Annotated in this window: 8 protein-coding genes; 4 read left to right on the top strand and 4 right to left on the bottom strand. The window is 69.4% G+C overall.

The window, feature by feature from the left end; translation table 11 throughout:
- Window positions 1-81 precede the first annotated feature (81 nt).
- Window positions 82-981, bottom strand: coding sequence for an alpha/beta hydrolase family protein (locus tag OG811_RS29065; protein ID WP_406070289.1), 900 nt, complete (start codon window positions 979-981; stop codon window positions 82-84).
- Between the two features lie 184 nt (window positions 982-1165).
- Between OG811_RS29065 and OG811_RS29070 the strand changes: the two genes are divergently transcribed.
- On the top strand, window positions 1166-3427 hold the full coding sequence (locus OG811_RS29070; RefSeq protein WP_406070290.1) for a catalase: 2262 nt from the start codon (window positions 1166-1168) through the stop codon (window positions 3425-3427).
- A gap of 325 nt (window positions 3428-3752) precedes the next feature.
- Window positions 3753-4268 (top strand): winged helix-turn-helix domain-containing protein, encoded by a 516-nt coding sequence (locus tag OG811_RS29075; RefSeq protein WP_406070292.1) that lies wholly within the window; start codon window positions 3753-3755, stop codon window positions 4266-4268.
- A 73-nt stretch (window positions 4269-4341) separates the two neighbouring features.
- On the opposite strand, the gene OG811_RS29080 is transcribed toward OG811_RS29075, so the two are convergent.
- On the bottom strand, window positions 4342-8715 hold the full coding sequence (locus tag OG811_RS29080; protein WP_406070293.1) for a S8 family serine peptidase: 4374 nt from the start codon (window positions 8713-8715) through the stop codon (window positions 4342-4344).
- A gap of 329 nt (window positions 8716-9044) precedes the next feature.
- On the opposite strand from OG811_RS29080, the gene OG811_RS29085 reads away from it, so the two are divergent.
- Together OG811_RS29085 and OG811_RS29090 are read left to right on the top strand one after the other, a co-directional pair.
- Window positions 9045-9584, top strand: coding sequence for a winged helix-turn-helix domain-containing protein (locus tag OG811_RS29085; RefSeq protein ID WP_406070295.1), 540 nt, complete (start codon window positions 9045-9047; stop codon window positions 9582-9584).
- Between the two features lie 275 nt (window positions 9585-9859).
- On the top strand, window positions 9860-11416 hold the full coding sequence (locus OG811_RS29090; protein ID WP_406075968.1) for an OFA family MFS transporter: 1557 nt from the start codon (window positions 9860-9862) through the stop codon (window positions 11414-11416).
- 61 nt (window positions 11417-11477) lie between these two features.
- Here the strand turns inward: OG811_RS29090 and nrfD are convergent, their stop codons facing one another.
- Both nrfD and OG811_RS29100 read right to left on the bottom strand, forming a co-directional pair.
- The gene (gene nrfD, locus OG811_RS29095) at window positions 11478-12488 is read right to left on the bottom strand and encodes an NrfD/PsrC family molybdoenzyme membrane anchor subunit (protein WP_406070296.1); all 1011 of its coding nucleotides are present in this window, start codon (window positions 12486-12488) and stop codon (window positions 11478-11480) included.
- Window positions 12485-13414, bottom strand: a complete 930-nt coding sequence (locus OG811_RS29100; RefSeq protein WP_406070297.1) for a 4Fe-4S dicluster domain-containing protein — start codon at window positions 13412-13414, stop codon at window positions 12485-12487. Before OG811_RS29100 ends, nrfD begins: the two co-directional genes overlap by 4 nt.
- Window positions 13415-13417: the final 3 nt, after the last annotated feature.

Below are 13417 nucleotides of genomic sequence, written 5' to 3' on the forward strand. Positions count from 1 at the left end.
ATCGCGTCAAGACCCTTCGATGCCGTCACCGTCCACCTGCCAACGGGGCGGCCGCCATCGGCGACCGCCCCGGACCCACGGTCAGACGCTGGGGCAGGTGTTGCGATATTCCTCGATCTGCGAGCCGCTCGGGCCCGGGCAGAGGAACTGCTCGTAGCGGGTGTCGTCGTCGACGAACCGCTTCAGCCAGGCCACCATCTGCCGCGCGGTCGGCGTGTTCGTCGTCTGCGGGAAGAAGTGGCTCGCACCGTTCAGCTCCAGGTACGCCTTCTCGGCGGAGGCCGGGATGCTGTTGTAGAACGGCACCGAGTGCGACGAGACCGGCGCGACGGTGTCGCTCTCGCCACCGATGATCAGCGTCGGCACCCGCAACTCGGACCAGTTCTTGTCCGTGTTCCATGGCGCGAGCGGCACCGCGGCCTGCAACGACGGCCGCGACGAGGCCGCCTCCAGGCTGCCACCGCCACCCATGGAGTGGCCGGCCACCGCGAGCCGGCTGCTGTCGATCCGCGTACGCACCGAGCTGCGCTGAGTGAGGTAGTCCAGCGCGGCGAGCAGTTGCCGGCCACGGCTGCTCGGCTGGTCCAACCGACTGTTGGTCTCGATGCCGATCACCACGAACCCGTGCGAGGCGAGCCTCGGCCCGAGCCAACTGATGCTGGACCAGGCCGCGGTGTAACCGGGCGAGATGGCGATGGCGCCGAAGGTGCCCTCGCTGGTGCTGGTCGGGTAATAGATGACGCCGCCGCCGAAGCCGGTGACGCTCAGCGCGGACACGCTCTGTGAGGACGTGGCGAAGGGACCGCGACTGGCCTCCAGGATCGCGGTGGTCGGGGCGGGGCCCCGCTCGTACGGGCCCGCCGCCTGCGCGGCGCCCGGCGAACCAGTCAGTACACCGCCGGCGACGAGGACGGCGGCCACCGCGAGCCGGGTGGCTCGGGCTGCGACGGAACGGGGACGGGTGGTGGTTGGTGACGACACGTCGGGCACTCCCTAGAGTCGAGGGATATCGACGTGTGTCAGTTTCGACCGCTCCGCCGGTCCACGCATCGGTGAAATCACCAGTCCCGGCCGGGGACGCCTGGGTCAGTTGTGTTTCGACCCTCTGACCAGGGGTAGCAGCGCACTTGCCTGCCCGCACACGCTCCATGGAGAGGTTCGTCCAGTGGAATCAAGCAAGCCCGCCAAGGCGGTCAAGAACGCCGTGAAGACAGCCTCGGGAAAGATCGCCGACGCCCTGAACCCGGAGATCCCCGGCGCACCGGGTAACGCACCACCCACCGTCGAGGAGCCGACGACGCCCCACGACCCGCTGCCACCGAAACCGGAACAGGGAGCGCCGCAGACGCGTACGCCGACCGGCGCGGAAACCGGCGCACCGACGACCGCGAACGGCCAGCAGGGCGCCTACCTCACAACCGCGCAGGGGGCGCGGCTGCGCGACACCGACCACTCGCTGAAGGCCGGCCCGCGCGGCCCGGTGCTGCTCCAGGACCACCACCTGCGCGAAAAAATCACGCATTTCGATCACGAGCGCATCCCGGAGCGCGTGGTGCACGCCCGTGGCGCCGGGGCGCACGGTGTGTTCACCGCGTACGGCACCGCCGAGGCGGTCACGAGGGCCGGCTTCCTCAAGAAGGGGCGGGAGACCGAGGTCTTCGTGCGGTTCTCCACCGTGCTCGGTTCGCGCGGGTCGGCCGACACGGTCCGCGACACCCGCGGCTTCGCCACGAAGTTCTACACCGACGAGGGCACCTTCGACCTGGTCGGCAACAACATGCCGGTCTTCTTCATCCAGGACGCGATCAAGTTCCCCGACATCATCCACGCCGCCAAGCCGCACCCCGACCGGGAGATCCCGCAGGCGCAGAGCGCCCACGACACCTTCTGGGACTTCGTGTCGCTACACACCGAGGCGCAGCACCACACGATCTGGAACATGTCCGACCGGGGCATCCCGCGTTCGTACCGGACGATGGAGGGCTTCGGTGTGCACACCTTCCGCCTCGTCAACGAGGCCGGGGAGACGGTGCTGGCCAAGTTCCACTGGAAGCCGAAGCTGGGTGTGCACTCCCTGACGTGGGAGGAGGCCCAGATGCTCAGCGGGATGGACCCGGATTTCCACCGCCGGGACCTCTACGACGCCATCGAGGCCGGCGCGTACCCCGAGTGGGAGCTGGGCGTCCAGGTCCTGCCCGACACCCCCGAGGAGACCTTCGACGGGATCGACCTGCTGGACCCGACGAAGATCGTGCCGGAAGAGTTGGCAGAGGTGCAGCCCATCGGGAAGCTGGTGCTCAACCGGACGCCGACGAACTTCTTCGCGGAGACCGAGCAGGTCGCGTTCCACCTCGGTCACCTCCCGCCGGGCATCGACGTCACGAACGACCCGCTGTTGCAGGGCCGGCTCTTCTCGTACGTCGACACGCAACTCACCCGCCTGGGCGGGCCCAACTTCTCGCAGATTCCGATCAACCGCCCACATGCCGCGGTGAACGACATGCTGCGGGACGGCTTCCACCAGCACGCCGTGCACGCGGGCGTCGCGCCGTACCGACCGAACTCGCTCGACGGCGGCAACCCCTTCCCCGCCGGCGACGACGAGCACGCGTTCCTCGACGTGCCGGTGACGGTGGCACAGGCACCGAAGGTACGGGCGAACCCGGCCTCGTTCGACGATCACTACAGCCAGGCACGCCTGTTCTGGCTGAGCATGTCGCCGGTCGAGAAGGAGCACATCATCCGGGCGTACACCTTCGAGCTTGGCAAGTGCTACCACCAGGCGATCAAGGAACGCCAACTGCAGAGCCTCGCCAACATCGACCCGGTGCTGTGCGCGGAGGTCGCCACCGGCCTGGGTCTGCCCGCTCCGCAACCGACCGTGCCGCTCGCCGACGTCACGCCCAGCCCAGCGCTGTCGCAGGTCGGCCGGGAGTGGCCGAGTGACGGTCGCACGATCGGGATCGTGGTCGACCCCGACGGCGACCTCGATGGCGTCAACGACGTCCGCCGAGCCGTGTTCGAGGCCGGCATGGTGCCGCTGCTGATCGCCCCGCACGGCGGCATGGTGGCGGATCTCCCGGTGCAGCGCACCTTCGCCACCGGACGGTCGGTCGAGTTCGACGCGGTCCTGCTGGCCGGAGCGCCGGCACCCGCACCGGATGCCATTCCCGCCCGCGATGACAAGGCCGGTACGCCGCGCCCGGCCGCCGTGGATCCCCGCGTGCTGCTCCTCGTCGAGGAGTGCTGGCGGCACGCCAAGGTCGTCGGTGCCTGGGGTGCCGGCGTCACGGTGTTGGAGCAGGCCGGGGTGGCCGGCACCCCCGGCATCGTGACGGCGGGCTCCGGTGCCGAGGCCCTGACGGCGGTGCAGCAGTTGCTGGCCGCACACCGGGTGTGGGAACGGTTTCCGGCCTCGGTCGTCTGACGCAGGGTCGCCTGACACAGCCGATCACTGACGAGGGCTGTCCTCCGCTTCGCCGGGAGGGCAGCCCTCGTTCTGGCCTAGTGCTGCCCCCGTCGGCGGCGTGCCGATCGACGGGGTCCGGCGATCCGATGGGCATGGCGACCGTGCTCGTCGGCGGGCGGGCCGGAGGAACCTCGACGGCGCGATGGAATTCACATGCTTACATGTGACTATGTTTTACCCAGCCGAGATCAGCCACCACTAGGGTCAGGACGCCGATCGATGTTTCGGTCGACGTAGCGAAAATCCATCCGGAGTGAGTTGGGGAACCGGAAGGGGTTGGGGAATGCAGGGGATTCCGTTCGCCTCCCTCGTCATCGGCATCGCGTCATCGCCGGCGCAACGCCGACAGTTGGCGCGGCTGCTCGGCGCGAGCGACGCCTTCCTGATCGTGTCGAACGTCGACCAAGCACGGGAGTTCCTCGGGGTGGCCGACATGCCCCCCGTCGCAACGGTGACTCCCCCGGCCCAGACCGTGATCGCCGAGGCGGCGCAGAGCACGTCACCGCCACCACCACCTGAGCTGGCCGTCGATTCCGACCGCCGGGTGCTGCGGTGGCGCGACCAGGAGATCGACCTGACCCGATTGGAGCACGACTTCCTGCTCTGCCTGGTCGACGCACCCGGCCAGGTCTGGACCTACGAGCGACTGCACCTCAAGGTCTGGGGCAACAGGCACCTCGGCCGCGGCTCGGACATGCACTCGGTGGTCCGCCGGGTACGCCGCAAACTCGCCTGGCTGAACGCCGCGGCGACGATCCACGCGGTCCGTGGCGTCGGCTTCCGGCTCGCCCCGGTCTGACCGGCGACGAACGTGGCCCGGCCCGCCCGGTCAGTGACCAGGCGGGCCGGACTTTTTCGCTACCGCTCAGGCGTCAGCACCGGATGGGCGCCAACCCGAAGTTCTCCACTGTGGGAGTGGCGGTGTCGATCCTCGTCTGACGGGTCTGCGGCTTCCAGCCGTCCTTGGCGACGATCATCGTGAGCGGGTTGTTGCGGCGGTCCAACCAGTGGGCGTACCTGCCCTCCGCGTCCGTTGCGAAGGTCAACGACGACGCCCACGAGTCGACCTGGACGACCGCGCCGGTGAGCGGCGAGGTCGCACCCTGGCAGCTGGTGCCGGTGACCGTACCCATGAGCTTGCCCCAGGTCTTCGGGGGGTTCACGGTCATGGTCACCGCGACCGGCGCCACCGAGTACGGCGTGTTCTCCGAGATCCCGATCGCGCTGGAGTAGGTGCCTGGCTGGTCCACGTTCGCCGTCAGTCCGACGGTGACCGTGACCTTCGCACCCGGCGCGAGGGTGACCGCCGACTTGTCGATGGTCATCCAGCTGACGTCGGTCCCCACCTCGGCACATCCCTCGAAGCCCGGCAGGGCTTCGCTGTCCGCAGCCGCGTTGAAGCTGCCGGACGAGCCGCCGACCTTGTAGAAGCCGCACGCCGCGCCGCCCCGGTAACGCGCGGTGTTGGAGTTCGGCAGGTTGGACCACGAGCCGGCGGCCGGGTCGAAGGCGAAGCCGGCGTTGCTGATGGCCCCACCCTGCGAACCACCGACGACGAGGAGCTTGCCGTTGGCGACAGCGTACGAGCTGGCCCAGTTGTCGGTCGGCGCGTCGGCGATGGCGGTCCAGGTGTTGGCACCCGGGTCGAAGGCGTAGCTGGACTTCTGCGCGGCGGCACCGTCGTTGCCGCCGGTGCAGTAGACGATGCCGTCGATCCCGCCGCAGGAGGCGAAGGCCACCGACTTCGGGTAGTTGGCCAACGTCTGCCAGGTGTCACTGCCCGGGTCGTACCGGACGACACTGTTCGACATCGGCAGGCAGCTCGCGGTGGTGCAGCCACCGATCGCGTACAGCTTGCCGTCGACGACGGCCTGACCGGCCGCAGCCCGCGGTGCCGGGTTGTTGGCCAACTTCGTCCAGGCGTTGGCCCCCGGGTCGTACGACCAGGTGGCGGAGTCCGGACCGGCGTCGGCCCAGCCACCGCTAGCGATGATCTTCCCGTCCACGACGCCCACCGTCAGGGCGTTGCGGGCGCCGGGAAGGTCGGCGATCGCCGTCCAGGTCTGCGCGGCCGGGTCGTAGGCGTAGTTCTTGGTGGTGGAGGCGCTACCGTCGCCACCACCGAGCGAATACACCTTGCCGTCCAGGTTCACCACCCGGTTGTCCATGATCGTGGCCGGGTAGTTGGCGATGCCGGTCCACGGTGCCGCCTGCGGGGCGACCGCAGCGGCGGCGACCTTGGCCTCCTTGCCGGACGCCTTGGCGGCGAACGACGTCGGGACGGTGAGCCGCTGCTCCGGCGCGCCGCTGGAGCCGAGTACCTCCTGCCTGGTGATCTTGGACCCGTCCGCCCGGAGGAGTTCGAACCCGTTGTCACGCTCACTGAACTTGACCTCGACCGGCGCGCCGCCGGTGTTGGTCACCGTGAACGTCCTGCTGGCCTTGCCGCTGGGCATCTGGAGCGTCGCGCTCAGCTGCGTCGGCGTCACCGACAGGCGACCGGCCGCGAGTTGGAAGTTCGCGGCGGTGGCCCAGTCGGCCTCGACGTCGACCTGCTTGGTCTGGCTGACGTAGGTGCTGGCGGTCGCGGTGAACGGATGCGCTCCGGTCAGCGTCGAGTAGATCCAGTAGAAGCCGTCGGCGAGCTCCGGGTCGTCCGGCGTCGCCACGGTGACGGCCTTCTCAGCGGGCCGGTCCTTGCTGGTGACGGTCGCACCGTTGACGTAGCTGTCGTCGTTCTTGTCGCGGACGTTACCGACGACCAGACCGCCGTCGACCGGCACGCAGGTGAGCTGGCTGCCGATCAGGACGTTGTCGATCTCCCACCACCACTCCCACGAGGCGTTGTAGTAGCGGAACCGGACCTGCACCTGCGCCTTGCCAGCCGCCTGCGGGATCGGGATCTCGGTGACCTTCGGTCCCCGAACGTCCGTTGCCTGCCGGAGCACGTTCGTCCAGGTGGCACCACCGTCGATGCTGAGGTCGACGTCCGCGCGATCGGGGCTCAGTTGGTTGAAGTCCTGGTTGAACCGGATGACCGGGGCCGTGACGGCGGTCAGGTTGACCACCGGGCTGACCAGCGAGCTGTCCTGGATCCCACCGCTTCCGTACGCGTCACTGTCGATCATCGCGAAGTTGCCGCTGCCGCCGGTCAGGTTGCCCCGTTTGCCGTCGTCGGTGAACTTCCAGACCTGACCGCTGCCCGCGTTGTCCACGACAGTCCAGCCGGCCGGCGTGGTCGTGCCGTCGAACGTCTCGTACTCACCGTCGGAGCCGAACGCGTATCCGGGCGCGGTGGTGCAGGAGGTGGTGTTCACCGGCACGGCGACGTTGGCGGTGACGTTGCCCGAGCCGACCACGACCTGCTTGGTGACGGTCTGGTAGCCCGGGTACTGCGACGCGTACGTCAGGGTGTACGTCTGCCCGGCCGGCAGCTTGAGGCTGTAGCGGCCGTTCGACGGCGTGGTGTAGTCGTAGACGCCGGACCCGCCGGACACGGTCACCTTCGCGTACAACGGCCAGCCGTGGCCGGAGCCGTCGGTGACCGCTCCGGTGACGTTGACACTCGGCACCGGCGTCAGCGCGACGTTGAGCGTCGTGGTCGCCGCCTTGGCGACCGTTGCCGACTTCGTGGTGTTGGCATACCCGAACGACGCCACGGCGACCTGGTAGTCACCGGTGGAGAGCTGGGTGGAGTACCTGCCGTCGGCACCGGTGGTCAGCTCACGCGCGGTCGGGCCGGTGAGCGTCAGGGTCGCGCCGGCGATCGGGGCACCGGTGGTCGCGTCGGTGACCGTGCCGGCCAGGGTGCCGATGTCGCCGGTCGGGGCGGCGTTGAGCAGTGCGAGGGCGTCCAGCCGGCCTTCGCCGTAGACGTTGTTGTCGGCCGCGGTGCCACCACACTGGCTGTCGGCCTTGTCGACCGCGGCGCCGTTGAGCAGCGCGCGGGTCGCGTCGATGTCGCCGACGAGCGACGGAGCCGCCGAATACAGCAACGCGATCGCACCCGCGAGGTGCGGTGCGGCCATCGAGGTGCCGCTGATGCTGCCGTAGGCGTTGCCCGGAATGCTCGACCGGACGTTCACGCCAGGCGCCGAGATATTCGGCTTGATCTCGCCGTTCTGCCCGGCACCACGGGAGGAGAAGCCGGCGACGTTGTTGTTGACGTCGTACGCGCCGGTCGAGTAGTTGCTGACGAGGCTGCCCGGCGAGCCGCTGGTCTGGCAGGCCGGCCCGCTGTTGCCGTTGGACCAGACCCCGAAGATGCCCGACGCCGCCCAGGCCAGCGTCACGTCCTCCATGAAGGGCTCGTTGGACGGGTCCCGGGTGCCCCAGGAGTTGTTGATGACGTTCGGCCGCTTGCTCGCGTCCGGGTTCTGGCCGTTCAGGTCGGTCGGCTCAAGCATCCACTGACCGGACTCGACCAGAGCGGCGTCGCTGGGGCAGCAACCGTTCGCCGCGATCCACTTCACCCCGGGGGCGACACCGATCTGGTTCGCGCCGTCGGAGCCGGCCATGGTGCCCATCGTGTGCGTACCGTGGCCATCGTTGTCACAGGGTGCGGCCGCGCAGCTGTCGGCGGCGTTGAACCAGTTGTAGTTGTGGTCGAACGTCCCGTCACCGTTGTTGCCCCGATAGGAGTTCACCAGCGCCGGGTGGTTGAACTGGACCCCGGTGTCGATGTTCGCGATGGTGACGCCCTCGCCCTTGACGCCGTGCTGGGACCAGACGTCGTCGGCGTTGATGTTGGCGATGCCCCACTCGAGGGCGTTCACGGTCTTCTCGTCGGTGCCCTTGGTGGTCTCGGGCACCTTGTAGGCAACCGGGGCGTAGAGGCCCTCGACCTCCGGGTGGTCGGCAAACTTCTGGGCCATCGCCAGCGAGCCGCTGCTCACCTTGATCGCGTTGGTGGCCCAGAAGGTCTGGTACTTCGCGCCCGAGCTGTCGAGGTCGGCCCGAATCTTGCCCTGGCTCGCGGCGGCGGTCGTACGCAGAGCGTCCGCAACCGCCGTGCCACGCTTCGACCAGTCCTTGATGGCACTGGCCTTGCTGAGGTCCGCCCGGTCCTTGAACCGGATCCAGAAGTCCCCTTCACTCTTGGCCTGGAGTTGCTTCGCGAGCTCCGGTCGGATCTTGTCCCCCGTGGGGGCGCCCGCCCCCACTGCGCCGCCCGGCGCGGCCTGCGCGCCGGAGCCGATGGTGGCCAAGCATGTCGCGGCGAGGATCGTCGCCGCTCCGGCGCTCACCAGTGATCTGGCTGCGCGTTGCCATTGTGGACGTCTGAACATTGGTGCCGCCTCCCTCAGAACGACCCAGGGTGTGACGGGCCACAGTGGAGATGCGGAAGGTTCGCCTCGATGGAACCGAGCGGACAAACCCCTCCATGCCTCCCCATGCACCGCGCGGGTCACGCCGGTTGCCCGAGTGGACACTATGATCGAGAGGAACGGACGATCAAGAACTTGCCGTGAGCAACTTGTCGCTAAGAGTTGCCCTGCTGGCGGCGCGCTTGCCAATCATTGTCAGGACCATGACGAGAGCTGGGCAGGGATGCCCATCGATCCCGGGCGGTGCTGTGGCCGAAGACGACGAGGCGACGTCGAACAGGGGTGATCCGGTCGACGAGCCGTTCCCACTGCTGATCGCGGTGACCCCGTCGCCGGCCGAACGCATCAGGCTCGCGGAGCTCCTCGACGGCATCGCACCGCTGCTGCTGGTGGCCGACCTCGACGAGCTACGCCGACTGATCGCTGCTCCGCAGCAGGTGGCCGCCGCCCCGGCGCCCGCCGCCGCCCCGGCGCCCGCCGCCGCCCTGGTGATCGACTCAGGCCGGTCCAGCGCACGCTGCGGGGGCCGCGAAGCCGACCTCACCCGACTGGAACACGACCTGCTGACCTGCCTGATCACCGAGCCGGCCCGGGTCTGGAGCTACGCGGAGTTACACCGGTCGGTGTGGGGTGACGAGGGGCGGGAACGCAAGGCGGACGTGCAGTCGCTGGTGAAGCGGCTGCGCCGCAAGCTGAACAACCTCGGCACCGGGGCCACCATCGATGTCGTTCGAGGTGTGGGGCTCCGGCTGACCGATCACCAGCAGGCACGGGTCGAACGAGCCTGAGCCGCACATTTTCGCGGCCGGCGAGGAGAAGCCGCTGCCGCTGCCGCTGCCGCTGCCGCTGCGCCGCGGGGCGAGCCGACGTCTTCGTCTCCACGTTTTCCGGTACCGACAAGGTGCGAACCCGTTGCCACGTAACGTGAGGTACAGCCGGTCAGCGGCTACAGCCAGACGCGCGCCGGGCCGCCACCGTGGCGGCGCCGCTCGGCCAACTGTCGGGGCGGACAGCTCTGCACCGCTGTTGGCGTTTCCAGCCGCAGGAGGTGCGGACGATGCCCATGCTGTCGGTCTTCAACCCTCGGCACACGGTCGCTCCCCCGGGATACAGCCGCTGGCTCATCCCGACCGCGGCACTGGCCGTGCACGTGTGCATTGGCCAGGTCTACGCGACGAGCGTCTACAAGAACTCCCTCATCGCGCATTTCGACACCAGCCAGACAGCGATCGGGGCGATCTTCAGTATCGCCATCGTCATGCTGGGTTCGTCCGCGGCCGTGGGTGGCAGGTGGGTGGAGCGGAACGGACCGCGCCGGGCGATGTTCCTCTCCGCCTGCTTCTGGGCCGTCGGGTTCCTGGTCGGCGCGCTGGGCATCGCGACCCACCAACTCTGGCTCCTCTACCTCGGATACGGCGTCATCGGCGGCATCGGGCTCGGCATCGGCTACATCTCGCCCGTCTCCACCCTGATCAAGTGGTTCCCGGACCGGCCCGGTCTTGCCACCGGGCTGGCCATCATGGGTTTCGGCGGCGGCGCCCTGGTCGCCGGCCCCCTCGCACGTCAACTGCTCTCCCTCTACGACCGCAACTACAACCCCGCCAACCCTGCTGCCGTGGCGTCGGGACATGCCCTCGTGGGGCTCTTCATCACGTTCGGCATCGGGTACTTCGTCATCATGATGTTCGGCCCCTTCAACGTCCGGGTCCCCCCGCCGGACTGGCGGCCCGCCGGGTTCGACCCCGCGAGCGTCGCTGCCCGGCCTCTGGTGACAAGGGCGAGCGTGTCCGTGTCGAACGCCGTGCGCACCCGGTCGTTCTGGCTGCTGTGGATCGTGCTGTTCTGCAACGTCACCGCGGGCATCGGCATCCTGGAGCAGGCCAGCCCGATGATCCAGGACTTCTTCCGGGACAACGGGTCCACCGCCGTCTCGGTGTCGGCGGCGGCCGGTTTCGTGGGGGTGCTGTCGCTGTTCAACATGGCTGGGCGGTTCGTCTGGTCGACGACGTCCGACGTCATCGGCCGCAAGCCCATCTACATGATCTACCTCGGTCTCGGCATGATCCTCTACGCACTGCTCGCCGTGGCCGGCTACTCCGCGACGGCGCTCTTTGTGCTGATCGCCGCCGCCATCATCTCCTTCTACGGCGGTGGCTTCGCCACCATGCCCGCCTACCTGCGCGACCTGTTCGGCACCTTCCAGGTCGGCGCCATCCACGGCCGAATCCTGACCGCGTGGTCGGCCGCGGGCATCGCCGGGCCGTTGATCGTCAACAGGATCCTCGACATGCAGGGCAAGCCCGGCACCCTCACCGCGTCGGCGTACCGGCCCGCGCTGTTCACCATGGTCGGCATCCTCGCCATCGGGTTCATCGCGAACCTGCTGGTCCGTCCCGTGCCCGAGCGGTTCCACGAACCCGACCGGGGACCAACGTCTCCCGTGGCGCGCGCCAGTATCACCGATCCGGTCGCCCTCGGCCCGGAGAGCATGCCCCCGACGCCCGAGCACGTCGGTAGCCAGACCGGGCGACTCTGGTTGTCGTGGCTGCTGGTCGCGGCGCTACTGGGATACGGCATCGTCCAGACCGCCATCACCGCCGCGAAGCTGTTCACCGGCTGATGTCGTCCGGACCTGGGCTGGGCGGGTAGTCGAGCTGCGGCCCGGCCGCGCGCCGAGTCGCTCAGGGCTGACGGAAGGCCGCCGAGCCGTTCTGATCGAGCCGCTCCCGTTGTGGCACGACCGTGTACTTCGGATCGCGTGCCGAGACCCTTCCGGCTTCGAAGACGCCGAACCGGGTGGCGACGGACGATGCCACGAGGGCCGCGCCGGAGATCGCCGACAGGACCCGGCTTTTTCGGCTGACCAGCGCCGCGGCGGTGCCCACGACGAGCAGGGCGCGCCCCGCCTTGACCAGCCGGCCGCTGCGTCCGCGCGTGTAGGGCTCGGCGGTCAGTCCCTGCCGCTCCAACCAGTGCCCTCCGCCCAACTCGATGGCCGCGGCGGCCAGGACGAGTCGTCGCAGTGGGGCGGTCTCCGCGGCCGGTGCCGCGATCAGTCCGACCCCGGCCGCGGCGGCGAGCGCGCTGCCGGCAAAGACGAACGGCAACGACGGGTACGCGTCGTGCCAGGACGGTACGGCCGTGTCGGCGAGCAGCACCCCGGTGTACGTGGCCAGCGCCGGCGCGGTGGCCGCGGCGGCCAGGCCGGCGACGGTGCCGATGGGCGGTGCGATCCGGCGGGCGAGGCCGAGCGCACCGTGCTGCGGAAGCAGTGGCGCGAGCTCGGCGACCGCAGCCACGCCGGCCAGCGGCCCGAACGCGGCGAGGATCCAGGTGCCGACCGACATCGGCGAGGTCAGCTTGGCCACCCGGAGCATGTGGTGGAAGCGGTCCGGCCGCCCGAGGTCGTGGACCAGCAGGTATGTGCTGGCGGCGACGCCGCCGAGGGCAGCCCAGCGGCTCACCTTGCGCAGCCCGGGTCGTCCGGTCAGTTGGGCGCCCGCGCCGATCAGCGCACTTCCGGCGGCGAGGCCCCCGGTGAACAGGTAGCCGGCGATGTCGTGCTTCCACACGGGCGGTTTGAGGACCGGCCGGCCGTAATAGGAGGCGAAGTCGGCGGGCGGCACGGTGAGCTGCTCGCCGCCGTCGCCGCCCCGCCTGCCAAGCCGTCGGTGGCGCGTCGCGTCAGTCATTGCCGCCTGCCCAGGAACGCGACCGCCGTGGCGACGGCCATCGTCATCGCCGCCAGGCCGGCGCGCTTCCACATGGCCGGCAGGTCCCGCGTGGTCACGACCGGATCCGGTGGCAGCCCGTACACCTCCGGCTCGTCCAGCAGCAGGAAGAACGCACCGTCACCACCCACACCATCATTCGGGTCGTGCCCGTACAGCCGCGCCTCGGGAACTCCCCGCTCATGCAGGACCTCCACCCGTGCGGCGGCGCGCTCCCGCAACTCGTCCAGCGGGCCGTACTGGATCGACTCGGTCGGGCACGCCTGGGCGCACGCCGGAGTCTGGCCCGCGCCGAGCCGGTCGTAGCACAGCGTGCACTTCCACGCCCGCCCGTCATCCTTACGCTGATCAATCACGCCGTAGGGGCAGGCGGAGATGCAGTAGCCACAGCCGTTGCAGATGTCCTCCTGCACCACCACCGTCCCGAACTCCGTCCGGAACAGCGAACCCGTCGGACAGACGTCCAGACAGGCCGCATGCGTGCAGTGCTTGCACACGTCCGACATCATCAGCCAGCGGAAATCGGTGCGCTCCTCGACGCCGGTGCCCCGACCCGGCGGCTGTGCACCCGGCATCCCGAGGAATTCCGGCCCGCCCGACATCCGGGCTGCCGCCGCTGGCGAGCTGCCGGAAGGACGGGGTTGCTCCACGAACGCGACGTGCCGCCACGAGTTCGCGGTCAACGCACCGGTGTTGTCGTACGACATGCCGAGCAGGTCGAGGCCACTCTGCGGGACGCCGTTCCACTCCTTGCACGCGACCTCGCAGGCCTTGCAGCCGATGCAGACGCTGGTGTCGGTGAAGAACCCCATCCGCGGCGGCGCGTCCACGTAACCGGCGTCGGGCGCCGGGTCGAGCGGCCCGTACAGGGCGTTGGCATGCGGCATCGG

This window comes from Micromonospora sp. NBC_01638, assembly GCF_045209745.1.
Taxonomy (GTDB): domain Bacteria; phylum Actinomycetota; class Actinomycetes; order Mycobacteriales; family Micromonosporaceae; genus Micromonospora.